Source organism: Streptomyces sp. NPDC060205 (assembly GCF_042728395.1).
Lineage (GTDB): Bacteria > Actinomycetota > Actinomycetes > Streptomycetales > Streptomycetaceae > Streptomyces.
In genome coordinates this window covers 18,521-35,782 of sequence record NZ_JBHWZP010000020.1, presented here as the reverse complement: position 1 = coordinate 35,782, position 17,262 = coordinate 18,521, and the positions used below count along the sequence as shown (strand labels likewise).

At 74.2% G+C, this 17,262-nt stretch carries 11 protein-coding genes; 8 read left to right on the top strand and 3 right to left on the bottom strand.

The window, feature by feature from the left end; all coding sequences use genetic code 11:
- Window positions 1-50: 50 nt before the first annotated feature.
- Window positions 51-1,709 (bottom strand): DUF5691 domain-containing protein, encoded by a 1,659-nt coding sequence (locus tag ACFWGJ_RS05785; RefSeq protein WP_387321316.1) that lies wholly within the window; start codon window positions 1,707-1,709, stop codon window positions 51-53.
- Window positions 1,710-1,794: 85 nt separating this feature from the next.
- Window positions 1,795-3,147, bottom strand: a complete 1,353-nt coding sequence (locus ACFWGJ_RS05780; RefSeq protein ID WP_387321315.1) for an SWIM zinc finger family protein — start codon at window positions 3,145-3,147, stop codon at window positions 1,795-1,797.
- 134 nt (window positions 3,148-3,281) lie between these two features.
- Between ACFWGJ_RS05780 and ACFWGJ_RS05775 the strand changes: the two genes are divergently transcribed.
- The 7 genes from ACFWGJ_RS05775 (at window position 3,282) to sucD (ending at window position 13,622) form a co-directional block, all read left to right on the top strand.
- Entirely contained in the window at window positions 3,282-4,448 is a 1,167-nt protein-coding gene (locus ACFWGJ_RS05775) for an AAA family ATPase (protein WP_381832875.1), read from the top strand.
- Window positions 4,445-6,928 (top strand): DUF5682 family protein, encoded by a 2,484-nt coding sequence (locus ACFWGJ_RS05770; protein WP_387321314.1) that lies wholly within the window; start codon window positions 4,445-4,447, stop codon window positions 6,926-6,928. Before ACFWGJ_RS05775 ends, ACFWGJ_RS05770 begins: the two co-directional genes overlap by 4 nt.
- Window positions 6,925-8,184 carry a VWA domain-containing protein gene (locus ACFWGJ_RS05765; protein ID WP_387321313.1) on the top strand — a complete coding sequence of 420 codons (1,260 nt, stop codon included), beginning with the start codon at window positions 6,925-6,927 and terminating at the stop codon, window positions 8,182-8,184. Before ACFWGJ_RS05770 ends, ACFWGJ_RS05765 begins: the two co-directional genes overlap by 4 nt.
- 328 nt (window positions 8,185-8,512) lie before the next feature.
- Complete coding sequence (locus ACFWGJ_RS05760) at window positions 8,513-9,529, top strand: hypothetical protein (RefSeq protein ID WP_387321312.1); 1,017 nt, start codon at window positions 8,513-8,515, stop codon at window positions 9,527-9,529.
- 243 nt (window positions 9,530-9,772) lie between these two features.
- Window positions 9,773-11,080 carry a hypothetical protein gene (locus tag ACFWGJ_RS05755; protein WP_387321311.1) on the top strand — a complete coding sequence of 436 codons (1,308 nt, stop codon included), beginning with the start codon at window positions 9,773-9,775 and terminating at the stop codon, window positions 11,078-11,080.
- 457 nt (window positions 11,081-11,537) lie between these two features.
- On the top strand, window positions 11,538-12,716 hold the full coding sequence (sucC, locus tag ACFWGJ_RS05750; protein ID WP_387321310.1) for an ADP-forming succinate--CoA ligase subunit beta: 1,179 nt from the start codon (window positions 11,538-11,540) through the stop codon (window positions 12,714-12,716).
- Between the two features lie 21 nt (window positions 12,717-12,737).
- Complete coding sequence (sucD, locus tag ACFWGJ_RS05745) at window positions 12,738-13,622, top strand: succinate--CoA ligase subunit alpha (protein ID WP_107015729.1); 885 nt, start codon at window positions 12,738-12,740, stop codon at window positions 13,620-13,622.
- Window positions 13,623-13,709: 87 nt separating this feature from the next.
- Here sucD and ACFWGJ_RS05740 read toward each other — a convergent pair whose 3' ends face one another.
- On the bottom strand, window positions 13,710-14,582 hold the full coding sequence (locus ACFWGJ_RS05740; RefSeq protein ID WP_387321309.1) for an RNA polymerase subunit sigma-70: 873 nt from the start codon (window positions 14,580-14,582) through the stop codon (window positions 13,710-13,712).
- 115 nt (window positions 14,583-14,697) lie between these two features.
- Between ACFWGJ_RS05740 and ACFWGJ_RS05735 the strand changes: the two genes are divergently transcribed.
- The gene (locus ACFWGJ_RS05735; protein WP_387321332.1) at window positions 14,698-17,238 is read left to right on the top strand and encodes a DUF6350 family protein; all 2,541 of its coding nucleotides are present in this window, start codon (window positions 14,698-14,700) and stop codon (window positions 17,236-17,238) included.
- Window positions 17,239-17,262: the final 24 nt, after the last annotated feature.

Genomic DNA, 17,262 nt, shown 5'->3' with positions numbered 1-17,262 from the left:
CCCCGCGCCCCTGGGTGTGCGCCGTTCCTCGCGCCCCTGTGGGGGCGCGGTCAGCTCTGTGTGAGTTCCGTTTGGATTGCAGCTCTCAGGCGGAGCGTCGTGACCAGGCGTTGGAAGGATTCCGCCCAGTAGCCTCCGGCGCCCGGAGCCGCGTTCTCCGATTCGTCGGGGACGGCTGTGAGCGCTTCGAGGCGGACGGCCTCCGCCGGATCCAGACAGCGCTCGGCCAGCCCCATGACCCCGCTGAAACTCCATGGATAACTCCCCGCGTCCCGCGCGATGTTGAGCGCGTCCACCACCGCCCGCCCCAACGGGCCGGCCCAGGGCACCGCGCACACCCCGAGCAGCTGAAACGCCTCCGACAGTCCGTGCGCGGCTATGAAGCCCGCCACCCACCCGGCCCGCTCCTCGGCGTCCAGCGTGCCGAGCAGCTTCGCCCGCTCGGCCAGGGAAACCGCTCCCGGCCCGCCCGCCTCCGGCGCCGCCGGTGTCCCCAGCAGCGCTCTGGACCAGGAGGGGTCCTGCTGCCGTACCGCCGCCCGGCACCAGGCGGCATGCAGCTCGTCCTGCCAGTCGTCGGCGACGGGCAGCGCCACGATCTCCTCCGGAGTGCGTCCCCCGAGCCGCCTCGACCAGGTGTCCAGCGGGGCGGCCTCCACCAACTGGCCGAGCCACCACGACCGTTCACCCCGGCCGGCCGGCGCCTTGGCCACCACGCCGTCGCGCTCCATGCCGGGATCGCACTCGTGCGGCGCCTCCACCGCTATCGTCGGCGCGGCGTGCGTACGGTCGACCGCGACGCACGAGCCGGCCCGCTCCGCCATCCGCCCGGCGAGCGCCGAGCCGGGCAGCGCGGACAGCAGCTCCGCCGCGGTGGCCCGCACATTGCGGCTCCGGTCGGCCAACGCCCGCTCCAGGAAGGGCTCGTCCGCCGCGCACAGCCCCGTGCGCAACGAGTCGAGGAACATCAACCGGTCCTCGGCCCGCTCCGACGCCCACGTCCCGGCGAGCAGATTCCGCGCGGCCCCCGCGTCCCGGGCCCGGACCGCCGCCAGCAGCGCGACCCGCTCCGCGAACAGCCCCTCCTCCCACAGCGCGCTCATCCGCTCCGGCTCGTCGGGCCCGGGCAGTAGGGCGCCGCCGCCGGGGGCCGCCCGCAGCGCGAACCGCCAGTCCGCGTTCAGCCGGGCCAGCCACAGCGCGCGCGGCCCCGCGAACGTCAGCACCGCCGGCCGGATGTCCGTACGCCCCCGGGCCGCGTCCAGCAGAGCGGGCAGCGCCTGGGGAGGAGCCGCGAAACCCTGCCGGTTCGCCGTGGCGAGCCACTGCGGCAGCAGCTCCATGAGGTCGGGGGCCGTCCCCCGGCGGCCACTGCTCCCCGCCCCCGGCCGGTCGGCGAGCAGCATCGTCAGCCGGCGCGCCGCCGCCGGTGGCAGTGCGGGACGGGGGTCCTTTGCCGCGGGCTCGATCCGGGCCGCCGCCCGGCCCGGCCGCATCCCGGCCCGTCTCCGCACGGTCTCCACGGCCGCCGCGTCCAGCAACGCCGTCGGTGCGTCGCGCCGGGACGTGAGCCCCGACGGCGTACGCCGCGTGGTCCCCAGCAGTGCGACGGTCACCAGCTCCTCCCAGTGGCTACCGGCGGACGTTTCCGCGGCAGCAGGAGTGGAGGCGGGGGTGGGAGCGGAGGCAGGGACAGGGGCGCTGGTCATGGGCGTTCCTCTCGTAGGGGGCGTCGGAGCAGGCGGTGCGGGACGCGAGTCGTACGGGAGTCGGGAAGGCCGGAGCGCGGTGCCGTCAGCACAGGGTCACCGCCTCGCCCGGGCCCTCCGGCCAGGCCGTGAGCGGGGAGAAGCCGCGGTGGCCGCACTCTCCGAAGACCGTCACCGGAGCGCCGCCGGACAGGGCGACCAGACGCCACAGACCGGAGCGGGACCGGGCGGCCGGGGTGAGCGGCAGGGCGAACTCCCCGTCGGCGTCCGCCAGCTGCCAGTCGTCGCCGTCCGGAGTCGGTATGACGCGAGCCAGTGTCACGGGCCGCGAGTCGAGCCACGGATCGTCCCGGAGCGCCTCGCCGTACTGGGCGACGGCCCGCGCCACATCCACCCCGGGCGGCCGGAACTCCGTGCGCGCCGGAGCGGCGAACCGCTCGCCCAGCGCCGCCCGCAGCTGCCCCGCGCCGGGATACGCCGACAGCTCCGCCTCCATCGTCAGCCCGACGGGCAGCGTCAACTCCGGCGCGCGCCCGGCGGCCCCGTAGGAGAGGAGCAGGGCCGTGCGCCCCGACTCGGCTCCGTGCAGCCAGATGCGGCGGGTGGTGAGGCGGCTGTCCGCGGTGTCGTACTGGGCCAGGACCAGCCATTGGTCGCGCACCGGCGGACCGTCCGCCGAGCCGGGCAGCCCGATCCGGGAACGGACCGTCGCGGCCAGTGCGTCGGGCAGCGCGGCACGGCGCAGCCAGCCCTGGTCGAGGAGGTGGAGCAGCGCGCACTCCTCCAGCAGCCGCACGGGCCAGCCGGGCCCCGACGACGGTATCGCCCCCAACTCCCGCACCCGCGCGGCGAGTCCCGGCGCCTGCGCGTCGACCATGCGGGCCGCCGTCTCCTCCCACAGCCCGTACCCCCGCTGTTCCGCCGAGGCCAGGCCGCCCCGCAGCAGATCGGTCAGCCGCTGCTCCAGCTCCGACGCCCCCGCGGTGATCGACTCGGCCCGCCGCTCCGCCCTGCGGCGCGCCGCCTCCGGGTCACCCGAGGACGCCGAACCGGCCGCGTCCTGCGCCCGCTTGCCGTCCGCGCGCTTCCGCCGCCCCTCCATCCACTCGTCCGCCCAGTCCGGCGCCTTCCCCCGCGGCACCGCGCCGTCCTCGCCGGCCCAGAGCAGCAGCAGCCCCAGCGCGTGCTTGCACGGGAACTTGCGGCTCGGGCAACTGCACTTGTACGCGGGCCCGGTGGAGTCCGCGATGTCGATCACAGTCCGGTACGGCTTGCTGCCGCTTCCCTTGCACAGGCCCCATACCGCCCCCTCCTCGGAACTGCCCGCCTCCGACCACGGCCCGGCCGCGCCGAGCTTGCTGCCCGCCTTGCGTGACGCGGTGTCAGGCGCCAGTGCAAGCACCTGATCCGCAGTCCAGCGCACCCCCTGCTGAGTCATGGGTCCGAAGGTAGATCCCGCCACTGACAATCGCCTGTGACGGGCCTGTTCGCGCAGGTCAGAGCCGATTGTCAGTGGCGTGGTGCACGGTGGTACCAGATCCGAACCGGCCGAGCCGCAAGGGGGACCGCTCCATGTCCGTGTCCGTCGACCCGACGTCCGTCGACCCGAACCACCACCAGTCCGAAGGCGTGCCCGCGGCCGTGTCCGCGCCGGACAGGGGCGAGGAGTTGCGGCCGCACGCCGAGGACGCGTTCGCCTCCGAACTCGCCGCGCTGGCCGCGCAGGACGACCGCCCGCGGCCCGCCCGCTGGCGGATGTCACCGTGGGCCGTCGCGACCTACCTGCTGGGCGGCACGCTGCCGGACGGCACGGTGATCACGCCGAAGTACGTGGGACCGCGCCGCATCGTCGAAGTGGCCGTGACCACGCTCGCCACCGACCGGGCGCTGCTCCTGCTCGGCGTGCCCGGCACGGCGAAGACCTGGGTGTCCGAGCATCTGGCGGCGGCGGTCAGCGGCGACTCCACCCTCCTCGTGCAGGGCACGGCCGGCACACCGGAGGAGGCGATCCGGTACGGCTGGAACTACGCGCAGCTGCTCGCGCACGGACCGAGCCGGGACGCGCTTGTGCCCAGCCCGGTCATGCGGGCCATGGCCGAGGGGATGACGGCCCGGGTCGAGGAGCTGACCCGCATCCCCGCCGACGTGCAGGACACGCTCATCACGATCCTGTCGGAGAAGAACCTGCCCATCCCGGAGCTGGGCTCGGAGGTGCAGGCCGTCCGTGGCTTCAACCTCATCGCGACGGCCAACGACCGCGACCGCGGGGTGAACGACCTGTCGAGCGCCCTGCGGCGACGCTTCAACACGGTGGTCCTGCCGCTGCCGGAGAGCGCCGACGCCGAGGTCGACATCGTCTCGCGCCGGGTCGACCAGATCGGCCGCTCCCTGGACCTGCCCGCGGTGCCCGACGGCATCGACGAGATCCGCCGCGTCGTCACCGTCTTCCGCGAGCTGCGCGACGGCGTCACGGCCGACGGGCGTACGAAGCTCAAGTCGCCCAGCGGGACGCTGTCCACCGCCGAGGCGATCTCCGTCGTCACCAGCGGCCTCGCCCTGGCCGCCCACTTCGGCGACGGCGTCCTGCGCGCCTCGGACGTGGCCGCGGGCATCCTCGGCGCCGTCGTCCGTGACCCGGCGGCCGACCGTGTCATCTGGCAGGAGTATCTGGAGGCGGTCGTCCGCGAGCGCGACGGCTGGAAGGACTTCTACCGGGCGTGCCGGGAGGTGAGCGCGTGAGCGAGCACGCCGGGAGGAGTGAGGCCGGAGTCCGCCGGCCGCCCGGGCCTCTGCTGCTGGGGGTGCGCCACCACGGGCCCGGCTCGGCGCGGGCCGTACGGGCGGCACTCGACGCGGCGGGCCCGCGCGTGGTGCTCCTCGAAGGGCCGCCGGAGGCCGACGCGTTGATCGCGCTCGCCGCCGAGGAGGACATGCGGCCGCCCGTCGCGCTCCTCGCGCATGTCGTGGACGAGCCGGGGCGGTCGGCGTTCTGGCCGCTCGCCGAGTTCTCACCGGAATGGGTGGCCATCCGCTGGGCCCTGGACCACGAGGTGCCGGCCCGTTTCATCGACCTCCCGGCCACGCACACGCTCGCCCGGGACGAGACGGACGAGACGGACGACGAGAAGGAAGAGGCTGAGGAGGACGAGGAGGAGCCGGAGGGGGCCCCTTCCGAGACCGCCCGGGCCGTGCGGATCGACCCGCTCGCCGTGCTCGCCGAGACCGCCGGATACGACGACCCCGAGCGGTGGTGGGAGGACGTGATCGAGCACCGGGGGACACGGGGAACCGAGTACCCGGGGGCGCGCGGGGAGGACGCGTTCGCACCGTTCGAAGTGCTCGGCGAGGCCATGGAGGCGCTGCGGGAGGTGTACGGGACGGGGGGACACGACCGGGATCTCGTGCGCGAGGCGTACATGCGGCTCCAGGTGCGGGCAGCGCAACGGGAGTTCGGGGACGACGTGGCCGTGGTGTGCGGCGCCTGGCACGTGCCCGCGCTGCGGCAGCGCACCACCGTCGCCGCCGACCGGGCCCTGCTCAAGGGACTGCCCAAGGTGAAGGCCGACATGACCTGGGTGCCCTGGACCCACCGACGGCTCTCCCGCAGGAGTGGTTACGGAGCGGGCATCGACTCGCCCGGTTGGTACGGGCATCTGTTCGCCTCCGCCGACCGCCCCATAGAGCGCTGGATGACGAAGGTAGCCCGGCTGCTGCGGGACGAGGACCGGCCCGTCTCCTCCGCGCACGTCATCGAGGCGGTGCGGCTCGCCGACACGCTCGCGGTCATGCGGGGCCGCCCCCTGCCGGGTCTCACCGAGACCACCGACGCCGTACGGGCCGTGATGTGCGAGGGCTCGGACGTTCCGTTGGCCCTCGTGCACGACCGGCTCGTTGTCGGCGACGAGCTGGGCGAGGTGCCCGCGGCGGCACCCGCCGTCCCGCTCCAGCGCGACCTCGCCCGGCTCCAGCGCCGGCTGCGGCTCAAGCCGGAGGCACAGGAGCGGGAGCTGGAACTCGACCTGCGCAAGGAGACCGACGGCGGACGCAGCAGACTGCTGCACCGGCTGCGCCTCCTCGGTATCGGGTGGGGAGAGCCGGTCGCGTCACGGGGCAGCACGGGCACGTTCCGGGAGACCTGGCGGCTGCGCTGGGAGCCGGAGCTCGCGGTGCGCGTCGCCGAGGCGGGGGTGTGGGGTACGACGGTGATCGCCGCCGCGACCGCCAAGGCCGAGACGGACGCGGTCGGCGCCCGGTCCCTGGCCGATGTCACTGGCCTCGCCGAGCGCTGCCTCCTCGCCGACCTCCCGGACGCCCTCCCCGTGGTCATGCGGATCCTCGCCGACCGGGCCGCCCTGGACGCCGACGTCGGCCATCTCGCCCAGGCGCTGCCCGCCCTCGTCCGCTCCCTGCGCTACGGCGACGTACGGGGCACGGGCACCCAGGCCCTGGCCGAGGTCGCCGCCGGGCTCGCGGAGCGGGTCTTCGTCGGGCTGCCCCCGGCCTGCGCCGCCCTCGACGCCGATGCGGCCGAGGAGATGCGCGGCCACGTCGACGCGGTGCACGGCGCGGTCGGACTGCTGGCCGAGGGCACCGAGGGGGCTGAGGGGGCTGAGGGAGACGCGGGGGACCCCCGGGCCGGCATACGCGGCCGGTGGCACTCCGTGCTGGGCACGCTGTCCGCGCGGGACACCGTTCCGGGCGTCGTCCGGGGGCGGGCCGTCCGGCTGCTGCTGGACGACGGGAAACTGGGGCAGGACGAGACGGCCCGGCTCATGGGGCTGGTCCTGTCACCTGGCACCGCACCCGGCGACGCGGCGGCGTGGATCGAGGGCTTCGTCGGCGGGGGATCGGGCGGCGGCATGCTGCTCGTGCACGACGAACGGCTGCTCGGCCTGGTCGACTCCTGGCTGACCGGTGTGCCGCAGGACGCGTTCACCGACGTACTCCCGCTGCTGCGGCGCACCTTCTCGGAGTACGAGCCCGGGGTGCGCCGCACCCTCGGTGAACTGGTCCGGCGCGGGCCGGGCCCGCGCGGGAGCGTCGCGGACACCGTCTCCGGGACACCCGGCTTCGGGCCCGACCTGGACGAGGACCGGGCCGGCGCCGTACTGCCGGTGCTGCGCCTGCTGCTGGGGCTGGACGAGGCCGACGGCGGTGCCGGAGATCTCGGCGATCGCAGCGGTCCGGGAGACAACGACCTTGTGGGGGCGGGCCGATGAACGGGGGAGCGGTGGACACGGGAACGACCGACCAGCCCGACCGGACGAGGGCGACCGACCGGTCCGACCGGACGGGGGCGACCGGTCAGGCCGGTGCCGCCGACGAGCGGCTGCGGCGCTGGCGGCTCGTGCTGGGCGGGGACGACGCGGACGGTACGGGCTGCGCGCTCGCCGGCCAGGACGCCGCGATGGACGGCGCACTCGGCGCGCTGTACGGGAACGGGAAGGGCGGCAGGGCACGGGCCGGGCAGGAGCGTTCGGCGGGGCTCGGGGCGTCCGCGCCGGCCGTCGCCCGGTGGCTGGGCGACATCCGGACGTACTTCCCGTCCTCCGTCGTCCAGGTCATGCAGCGGGACGCCATCGACCGCCTCGGCCTGTCCACGCTGCTCCTGGAGCCGGAGATGCTGGAGGCCGTGGAGGCCGACGTCCACCTGGTCGGCACCCTGCTCTCACTGAACAAGGCGATGCCCGAGACGACCAAGGAAACGGCACGGGCGGTCGTGCGCAAGGTGGTGGAGGACCTGGAGAAGCGGCTCGCGACCCGCACCCGGGCGACCCTCACGGGGGCCCTCGACCGCAGTGCGCGTATCAGCAGGCCGCGCCATCAGGACATCGACTGGAACCGCACGATCGCGGCCAACCTCAAGCACTACCTGCCCGAGTACCGCACGGTCGTGCCCGAGCGGCTCATCGGTTACGGACGTGCCTCGCAGTCGGTGAAGAAGGAGGTCGTCCTCTGCATCGACCAGTCGGGCTCGATGGCGGCGTCGGTCGTGTACGCGTCGGTGTTCGGCGCGGTCCTCGCCTCGATGCGGTCCATCAACACCCGGCTCGTCGTCTTCGACACGGCGGTCGTCGACCTCACCGACCAGCTCGACGACCCGGTCGACGTCCTCTTCGGCACGCAGCTCGGCGGCGGCACGGACATCAACAGGGCCCTCGCGTACTGCCAGTCGCAGATCACACGTCCCGCCGACACCGTGGTCGTGCTGATCAGCGACCTCTACGAAGGGGGCATCCGGATCGAGATGCTGAAGCGGGTCGCCGCGATGAAGGCGTCCGGGGTGCAGTTCGTGACGCTGCTCGCGCTGTCCGACGAGGGCGCCCCGGCGTACGACCGGGAACACGCGGCGGCCTTGGCGGGGCTGGGCGCACCGGCGTTCGCCTGTACGCCCGACCTCTTCCCGGAGGTGATGGCGGCGGCGATCGAGAAGCGCCCGCTGCCGATACCGGACACCGGCAGCCCGGCGCGGTAGGGACTGCGGGGGAAAAGAGAGGGCCAGAGCGAGGGCAGGGGAGAAGGGGCGCGAGGGAAAAAGCGGACATGAGTATCCATCGGTAACAGGGGGCTTGCGCTACCTCGGGAGTCCCGTGCGAGGATCGGCGGGCCTTCGGGGGCGTGCAGCCTTGCGGCCGCGCCCCACCCCGCTCCACCCCACCCAGCTCCACCCCACCTCGATCCACCCTGGTCCACCCCGATCCACCCCCACGACGTCGGCGCACCCCGCTCCGTCCTGTCCCTCCGCACGGGAGGTTCTGCCCGCCTTGGTCCTGTCGGCCGTACTGCCTGGTACCGCTCCGCGTGTGACGCGTGGAGTGGCCGGGCGGCGTGTGCTGCAAGTGGTGCTGCTGGTGGGCGGGTTGTTCGTGCTGGGGTTCCTCTGCGGGGAGCGGGCGCACGCGGCGGACGGTGTCGTGCCGGCCAAGAAGCCTACGGAGCTGGTCCGTTCGGTGACCGGTTCGGCCGAGCGGCTGACCTCGGGCACCCCGCACAAGCGGTCCGGCGAGCAGCGGCCGGGCGAGCAGCGGCCGGGCGAGCAGTCGCCGGGCTCGCACGCGCGACCGGTGCCGTTGGCCGACGAAGTCCACCGTGTCGTACGGCCGGTGACCGAGGACGTCGTTCGCCCGGTCATCGACGATGTCGTGCAGCCGGTCACCGAGCTGATCGTGCCGCCGGCCGCGGGGCACGGCGTCCAGCCCATCGGTGATCTGGTGGATCAGATCACCGACGGCGTGGTCGGCGGAATAGCCGACGGGCTGGGCGAGGGAGCCGTCGAGCAGCCTGATCCACCGCAGTGGTGGCCGTCGGTGCCCCAACTGCCCACGCTGCCCGGTGTTCCCGAGCTGCCCGAGTCGTCGGTGCTGCCGTTGCCCCTGCCCTTGCCCGCGATTCCCGGTCAGACCCTCCCGGCCGGTTCGACGGCGGAGCCGCAGCGGCCCGGCGAGGCGTCGGGCCCGCAGCGAGCGGCCGGGAAGCAGTCGGCCGCCGGCAGCGGTCCGGCGGAGTACGGGCCGCGGTTCGCCGGTGACCTCGCGCCGGCCGGTGACGGCGTGCACCACCAGGGGCGTGCCCGAAGCGGCTGGAACGACCACGTGACGGGTGCCGTGCAGGCGCCCGTGCACCAGATACCCGACGGTGACCCCGCGGGTGCGTTGGCGCGTCATTCCGCGGTCGACACCGGATCGCCGAGGCACGGTGACGCGCAGGCCGTCACGTTCAACGAGAGGGCCCGGCTGACGCTGGTGCCCGGCGCCGCCGCGGATGCCACCGCGGCCGGGCCCCGGGACCGGCACCGGGACGTTCCGGCGTTCCCCGGCTAGGGACGGCCTCTCCCTCCGCCGAACAGGTCTGTCCGCCTGCCCGGAGAGCGCGCCCGTCCCGGGCGTGGGTGTCGTCGCTCGACTCCCCTCATCAGCTCTCCCGCCACCGGCGCGGCGACCCTTCCGGAGATCCGGCCCCTCCCACCGGACGTCACGCACACCTCACGCAGATCTCACGCAGGCCTCGTGCGGACGTCCCGCAGTCATCCCGAACTCTCGGTATCCGAAGGATCTGACGTACGCATGCACAAGAACATCCGCCGTTCCCTCGTCATAGCCGCCGGAGTCTCCGGCGCATGGGCACTCGGCTCCGCCGTCGCGAGCGCCGACGAACTGCCCGCCGCCTCCGCGTCCGTACCCGATGCGTCCGTACCCGATGTGTCCGTACCGGATGTGCCCGCCTCCGCGGCCGAGGTGGTCGACGCGGTCACCGACCAGGCACGTGAGCACGTCGAGACCGAGCCGCCCACGCGCCAGGTCGCACAGGCGAAGAACGTGGCCGACGCAACCGACGCAACCGATACGGCCGCCGCGGCCGACCCCCGCCCCCAGCAGGAGGTCGACTACCTCTTCGGCCCCCTCTCGGCGTTCGCCCCGGACCTTGAGGCCGAGCGAGCCCGCGCTTCCGTCGACGGGTCCGCCGTCGTCGGTGGGACGGCCGACGCCGTGCTGCCGCCGGTCGCCGCCACCGCCGTGCAGGGGGCCGGGCCCCTCGCCGGACACGCGGTGAGCGGTGTCGAGCCCGTTGCCGGCCGGACCGTGGCCGGTGCCGACCGGGCCGCCACCGGTGCCGTGGGCGACACCACCGGCCTCGCCCGGGAAGCCGTGGCCCACGTGACCCCGTACGCGACGGGTGTGGCCGGGAGCGTCCGGCCGTACGCCACCGGAGTGGTCGGGGAGGTCGCCCCGTACGCCGTCGGTGTGGTCGCGGACGTTCCCCCGTACGGCACCGGTCTGGTCGCCCAGGTCGGTGACGAGACGGTCGCCTCCGTCCTCCCGCCCGTCGCCGGTACGGCGGTGAGCGGTGTGCTCCCCGTCGCGGGACGGGCGGCCGGTGACGCGACCGTCCTCGCCGACGGTGTCGTGGGCGGCGTAGGCGGTGTGGGCCCCCTGGCGGGCGGCGTCGTGGGCGAGGTGCCGCCGGCCGCGTACGGGGTGAGCGGCCGGGTCGGTCCGTTCGCGCGGGGCGTGGCGGAGCAGGTGCCCCCGTTCGCCGACGGTGTCGGCGGCGCGGTGCGCCCGGTGGTGGACACGGTCGTCCGGTACGTCCAGCCGGTCGTGGACGGAGCCGGCGACAGCGCCACGACACTCGCGTACGGCGTGACGGGCGACATCCGGCCGTTCGCGTACGGCGTGGCCGGCGAGGTGGCCCCGGTCGTGACCGGGGCGGCCGGACAGGCGGTCCCCTTCGCGGGCGAACTGACCGGAGCCGTCGGGTCCGCCGCCGTCCCCCTGGCCGTGAACGCGGCCGGTGGCGTCCAGGACGTGGCCCGGTCCGTCACGCCGAGCTGTCTGCCGCCGGTGCGGGGCGGTTCCGCGTACGGCGTCTGACCACCCCTGTCGTACGGCCGAGCCCGGCGGCCGGCCGTACGACCCCCCTCCCGAAGGCCTGCGTGCCTTCTCCTACTCCGCGGGGCGCAGGCCCGTACGGCCGGAATCCGTTCGGTCCGTACGGGCACGACCCCGCGGTCCGGTCCGATGGTCCTCATTGGGGTGAGGACCGCCGGACCACGCCCCTGGCGCCACGAACAGGGGCTGTTCACGGGGCCTCACCAGGCAAACCCCAGCCTGGTGAGGCCCTTTACTCTGGCAATCTGTGACCGTAATCACCGCCCAGGTGTGATCTGCGATTTACGACCCCACCATCGGCGGGGATAACCTGCGAGGCGGACATGCCGCGTGCCGGCCACCGTGCTCACGCCCTCCTTGTGACCGCGCAGTCACGTTGCCCTCGCGGCACGCCCACGCAGACAACGAACCGCGAATTACCTGATAGGGACGGACGCGCGTGGACCTGTTCGAGTACCAGGCGAGGGACCTCTTCGCCAAGCACGGTGTACCGGTGCTGGCCGGTGAAGTCATCGACACGCCTGAAGGGGCGCGCGCGGCGACCGAGCGACTTGGCGGCAAGTCCGTCGTCAAGGCGCAGGTCAAGGTCGGTGGCCGCGGCAAGGCCGGCGGCGTGAAGCTGGCCGCCACCCCGGACGAGGCCGTCGCTCGCGCGACGGACATGCTCGGCATGGACATCAAGGGCCACACGGTCCACAAGGTGATGATCGCCGAGACGGCCCCGGAGATCCTTGAGGAGTACTACGTCTCGTACCTCCTCGACCGCACGAACCGCACCTTCCTTGCCATGGCGTCCGTACAGGGCGGCATGGACATCGAGGAGGTCGCGGAGAAGACCCCCGAGGCCCTCGCGAAGGTTCCGGTCGACGCCGTCGAGGGCGTTTCGATCGAGAAGGCCCGCGAGATCGTGGCCCTCGCGAAGTTCCCGGCCGAGGTGGCCGAGAAGGTCGCCGAGATCCTCGTGACCCTGTGGGAGACCTTCGTCAAGGAGGACGCGCTCCTCCTGGAGGTCAACCCCCTCGCCAAGGTCGCCTCCGGCGCCGTGCTGGCGCTGGACGGGAAGGTCTCCCTGGACGAGAACGCCGAGTTCCGCCAGGCGGACCACGCCGCTCTTGAGGACAAGGAGTCGGCCAACCCGCTGGAGGCCGCCGCCAAGGCGAAGAACCTCAACTACGTCAAGCTCGACGGCGAGGTCGGCATCATCGGCAACGGCGCGGGTCTCGTCATGAGCACCCTCGACGTCGTCGCGTACGCCGGTGAGAACCACGGCGGCGTGAAGCCGGCCAACTTCCTCGACATCGGCGGCGGCGCCTCCGCCGCGGTCATGGCGAACGGCCTGGAGATCATCCTCGGCGACCCGGACGTCAAGTCCGTGTTCGTCAACGTCTTCGGTGGCATCACCGCCTGTGACGAGGTCGCCAACGGCATCGTCCAGGCGCTGCAGCTGCTCGCCGACAAGGGCGAGGAGGTCAGCAAGCCGCTGGTCGTGCGTCTCGACGGCAACAACGCCGAGCTGGGTCGCAAGATCCTCTCCGACGCCAACCACCCGCTGGTGCAGCGCGTGGACACCATGGACGGCGCGGCCGACAAGGCCGCCGAGCTCGCGGCCGCGAAGTAAGGGACGAGGGACAGAACAGCCATGGCTATCTTCCTCAACAAGGACAGCAAGGTCATCGTCCAGGGCATGACCGGTGCCACGGGCATGAAGCACACCAAGCTCATGCTCGCCGACGGCACGAACATCGTCGGCGGCGTGAACCCGCGCAAGGCCGGCACGTCGGTCGACTTCGACGGCACCGACATCCCCGTCTTCGGCACGGTCGCCGAGGCCATCGAGAAGACGGGCGCCAACGTGTCCGTCCTCTTCGTGCCGCCGGCCTTCTCCAAGGCCGCCGTCGTCGAGGCCATCGACGCCGAGATCCCCCTCGCGGTCGTCATCACCGAGGGCATCGCCGTCCACGACTCCGCCGCCTTCTGGGCGTACGCGAAGTCGAAGGGCAACAAGACCCGCATCATCGGCCCGAACTGCCCCGGTCTCATCACCCCGGGCCAGTCCAACGCCGGCATCATCCCGGGCGACATCACGAAGCCGGGCCGTATCGGCCTGGTCTCCAAGTCCGGCACGCTGACGTACCAGATGATGTACGAGCTGCGTGACATCGGCTTCTCGTCGGCCGTCGGCATCGGTGGCGACCCGGTCATCGGTACGACGCACATCGACGCGCTCGCCGCGTTCGAGGCCGACCCCGACACCGACCTGATCGTCATGATCGGTGAGATCGGCGGCGACGCCGAGGAGCGTGCGGCGGACTACATCGCGAAGAACGTGACGAAGCCGGTCGTCGGCTACGTCGCGGGCTTCACCGCGCCCGAGGGCAAGACCATGGGCCACGCCGGCGCCATCGTCTCCGGCTCCTCCGGCACGGCCGCCGCCAAGAAGGAGGCCCTTGAGGCCGCCGGTGTCAAGGTCGGCAAGACGCCGACCGAGACGGCGAAGCTGGCCCGCGCCATCCTGGCCGGCTGACCAGCCGGTTCACCGTTCGCCGGTACGCCGACGGGCCCGCACCCTCACCGGGGGTGCGGGCCCGTCCGCGTTGCCGGGCGGCGGCTCTCAGCGCAGCTGCGGTACGAGCCTGTGCGGCCCCTTGCCGAACATGCCCCGCAGGGTGGCCCGCAGCTCCAGGTCCTCCTCGGACAGCGGGCCCGGGCCGGACCGCGGCGGAACGCCCGGCACCTTCGTGGCCGGGGCCTGCGGGGCCTCGTAGTGATCGGGCGCCGTGTGCAGCGTGAACGCGGTGGAGCCGATGATCAGGACCGTGAAGGCGATGGCCGCGCGGGTCCAGCGGCGGGCCCGGCGCTCGCTGCCCGAGCGCACCACGACGGGCTTCGGGGCGGTCCGCAGCCGTTCCGTGCCGCCCAGCTCCATGAGCCGCCGCCGCAGCTCCTCCTTCTCCGCCAGTTCCGGCAGGCGCCGGGCGACGGCCGCGCGCGCGTACAGCAGCCGGTTCGCGGCCGCCGGAGTGCTCGCCTCCGTCTCGGCCGCGGTCTCCGCCAGCCCGATCCCGACCCCGTCGTACAGGAGCAGGGTCCGCCGGTACACGGGCGGCAGGTTCAGCAGGGTGGACAGCAGCCGGCGGTCGTCCAGGGCGGCCGGCGGCGGCTCCGGGGCGCGGTGGCGCAGCCGCAGCCGGTGCCAGGGCGACATCGCGTACTCGTACGCCGCCGCCCGCACCCAGCCCGCCGGATCCCGGTCGACCGCCACCTCGGGCCAGCGCTGCCACGCCAGCTGGAAGGCCCGCTCCACGGACTCCCGCGCCAGCTCCCGCCGCCCGGTGAGCAGATACGCCTGCCGTACGAGGGCGGGGGCGGCGTACGCGTACAGGGCGTCGAAGGCCTGAGCGGGTGTCAGGGCGTCGTCCGTAACGGCTTCGGTCTCGGCCTCCGCCTCGGTACCGGCGTCGGCGGGGGCAGCGGTCTGCGTCACCGGGCACCCTTCCGTACGTAAAAGTACATAAAACGTATATTGAGCGACACATCCGAGGTTCGCCTGTTACGACGGGAAAGCGCGTGTCGTTGGGAGCATGGCGGGCGTGACCCAGATGACCGATCGCAGCCCCGATCGCAGCCCGGACCGCAGCCCGTCGTTGCCGCCGCCGCTCGCCCGGCTGCGTGAACGGTCGCCCGGACTGGCCGCGGGCCTGGCCGGCGGCGCGCTCGCGGCGGGCCTCGGGCTCGCGGCGCTCGCCGTCCTCGTGACGGTCCTGTGGATCAGTTCGCCCTACCCGGACAGCGGCCCCGACGGGGCCCTGCACGTCGCCGCCGCGCTGTGGCTGCTGGCGCACGGCGCCGAACTCGTCCGCACGGACACGCTGTCCGGCGTACCCGCACCCATCGGTGTGACTCCGCTGCTCCTCGTCGCCCTGCCGGTGTGGCTGCTGCACCGCGCGGCACGTGACGCGGCGGACGGCAAGGAGACCGACGGCGACACGTCCCTGGCGTCGTCGTCCGCCGTCCGCGGGGCGTGGGCCGGAACCGTCGCGGGCTATCTGACGGTCGGCGCAGCCGCCGCGGTGTACGCCTCGGGCGGCGAACCGAGCCCGTCGTGGGCGTCTGTCGTCGTGGTGCCGCCGCTGCTCGTGGCGACCGCGGCGGGAGCGGGCGTCCGGACGGCGTACGGGCGGCTGCCCGGGCCGCTGCCACGGGCTCTGCGCCAGGCTCTCGACACCCTTCAACTCGGGTCCGTCATGTCCTCGGACGCCCGGGCGCGGCTCCTGGCCGCCACTCGCGCCGCCGCTGCCGGGGCCGCGGTGCTCGTGGGCGGCGGGGCCGTCCTCGTCGGGGTCTCGCTCGTGTGGCACGGAGGTCCGGCGCGGCTGTCGTTCCTGCAGCTCACGGACAGCTGGTCGGGGCGGTTCGCGGTGCTGCTGCTGGCGCTTGCGCTCGTCCCGAACGCGGCGGTGTGGGGGGCCGCGTACGCGCTCGGCCCCGGTTTCGCGCTGGGGGCCGCGCACACGGCGGGTCCTCTGCTGTCGGATCCCGGCTCGCGGCTGCCCCCCTTCCCCCTGCTGGCGGCCCTTCCGGACGCCGGTCCGGGAACAGCGCCGAACTGGGCGGCGGGAGCCGTGCCCCTGGTGGCCGGCGTGGTGGTGGCGTGGTTCACGGTCGGGGCGGGGGTGCCGGGGCGCACGCGGGCGGCCGGGGGAGAGGACGCGGCCTCGGTGGCCGCCCGGCGCGCGGCGGCCTGGTCGACCGGACGCACCGCCGGGACCCTGGCGCTCTCGGCGGCCCTGTGCGGCCTGGCCCTCGCGGTCCTCGCGGCCCTGGCGGGCGGGCCCCTCGGGGTGGCCGCGCTCGCCGACTTCGGCCCTGTCTGGTGGCAGACGGGTCCGGCCGCGGCGCTCTGGATCGCGGCGGTGGGTCTCCCGACGGGCCTGGCCCTGCGCTCCTGGCGCCTGCGCGCACCCCGGACCCCTCGCGTTCGCTCGGCGGACTCAGGCGGCGTACGGGGCTGGGCGCGCCGGGTACGGGCCTTCCGCGTACGGGACCTCCGGGCTCGGCGCGCACGGCACCTCGAACGATCCCCCGACGGACAGGCACCCGAGGGGCAGCCGACCGGAAAGCGGGCGACCGGGGAACGGGCGACCGGGGAGCACTCGATCTACGAGTTCCTGGCCCACGAACCTCCGGCTCCGGCTCCGACTCCGGCGAAGGCTTCGCGCCCGGTGTCCCCGGCGGGCGGGTCCCCGGGACCGGCGGCTCCGGTGAACGGGACTTCGAGTCCGGTGGTCCCGGGCAGCGGGTCTCCGACCCCGGCGGCTCCGGTGAACGGGGCTTCGAGTCCGGTGTCCCGGGTCAAGGGGTCTCCCAGTTCGCTTGCTCCGAACGGGTCTCCCGGCCCGGCGTCGCCGCCGGACGCGCCCGCGGGCCCGGTGGCTCCGCTGCCGGGGGCTACGCGCCCGATGTACCCGACGGACGGATCCGCGGGGCCCGTGTCCCCGACGGACGCTTCCCCGAGGTCGACGTCTCCGGAGGGCGGGTCTGCGACCCCTGCGTCACGGGCGAGCGGGTCTGTGCCCCCCGCGTCCTCGGCGAGCGCGTCCGTGGCCTCCGCTGCCTCCGCTGCCTCCCCGGTCCCGGTGCGCGAGCCGTCGGCCCGGACGCCGGCCGCCCAAGCGCCATCCGTCGAGGCGCCGCCTGCCCAGGCGCCGTCCGCCCAAGCGCCGCCCGCCCAGGCGGCTCAGAGCCCGTCGGTCTCACCCGTGCCCCCGGCAGGGCCCGCACCCTGGCCCTCGCCCGAGCAGGAGCCCGAACCCACGTCCAAGCCCTCGCGCCGAAGCCCCTCCGGTTCCGCCGAACCGGTGACCGGGTCTCGGCCCGGCTCTCCGCGCTCCGCCGGACCGGAGCCGTCCTCGCGGACCCGGTGGTTCTCGCGGTTCCGGCGCGGGGGGCGGACCGGGAGCGAGTCCCCTGAGGCCGACGGCAGTCGTGCGGCCGTCGATCCCGACTTCGAGCCGTACGACTTCCTGCCGCCCTCCGAGTCCTACGGTTCCCTCTGGCACGACGACGTCTCACGCGAGACCCGCTGGGCGGCGCTGAAGAACGCGTCCGCCCCCGTCGACCGGGTCGACCCCCCGGACTGAGGGCCGGCCCACGGCACCCGCGCC

What these genes read in the sequence shown, in the direction of transcription:
- ACFWGJ_RS05785 (WP_387321316.1), bottom strand. Translation starts at nt 1,709, where the DNA reads ATGACCAGCGCCCCTGTCCCTGCCTCCGCTCCCACCCCCGCCTCCACT.
- ACFWGJ_RS05780 (WP_387321315.1), bottom strand. Translation starts at nt 3,147, where the DNA reads ATGACTCAGCAGGGGGTGCGCTGGACTGCGGATCAGGTGCTTGCACTG.
- ACFWGJ_RS05775 (WP_381832875.1), top strand. Translation starts at nt 3,282, where the DNA reads ATGTCCGTGTCCGTCGACCCGACGTCCGTCGACCCGAACCACCACCAG.
- ACFWGJ_RS05765 (WP_387321313.1), top strand. Translation starts at nt 6,925, where the DNA reads ATGAACGGGGGAGCGGTGGACACGGGAACGACCGACCAGCCCGACCGG.
- ACFWGJ_RS05755 (WP_387321311.1), top strand. Translation starts at nt 9,773, where the DNA reads ATGCACAAGAACATCCGCCGTTCCCTCGTCATAGCCGCCGGAGTCTCC.
- sucD (WP_107015729.1), top strand. Translation starts at nt 12,738, where the DNA reads ATGGCTATCTTCCTCAACAAGGACAGCAAGGTCATCGTCCAGGGCATG.
- ACFWGJ_RS05735 (WP_387321332.1), top strand. Translation starts at nt 14,698, where the DNA reads ATGACCGATCGCAGCCCCGATCGCAGCCCGGACCGCAGCCCGTCGTTG.